The sequence below is a fragment of the Paraburkholderia sediminicola genome, assembly GCF_046027825.1.
Taxonomy (GTDB): Bacteria; Pseudomonadota; Gammaproteobacteria; order Burkholderiales; family Burkholderiaceae; genus Paraburkholderia; species Paraburkholderia sediminicola_D.
Map to the genome: position 1 here is coordinate 1 of NZ_JAQQDU010000292.1, position 313 is coordinate 313.

Below are 313 nucleotides of genomic sequence, written 5' to 3' on the forward strand. Positions count from 1 at the left end.
GCTGCACGCGAAGTACACGCTGTTCTGCGAAGGCGCGCGCGGGCACCTCGGCCGCCAGCTGAACGACAGGTTCAAGCTGCGCGAAGGCGTCGATCCGCAGGTTCACGGTATCGGGATCAAGGAATTGTGGGAGATCGATCCGGCCAGGCACAAACCGGGTCTGGTGATGCACACCGCCGGCTGGCCGCTGGAGAACGACACGTACGGTGGCTCGTTCCTCTATCACATGGACAACAACCAGGTGGTGGTGGGCTTCGTGGTCGGCCTGGGCTACACGAACCCGTATCTGTCGCCATTCGAGGAATTCCAGCGG

Annotated in this window: 1 protein-coding gene; it reads left to right on the plus strand. The window is 62.6% G+C overall.

Annotation, left to right across the window (positions count from 1 at the left end):
• On the plus strand, nt 1-313 hold a 313-nt coding region (locus PQQ96_RS42290), incomplete at both ends, for an NAD(P)/FAD-dependent oxidoreductase (RefSeq protein ID WP_408303392.1).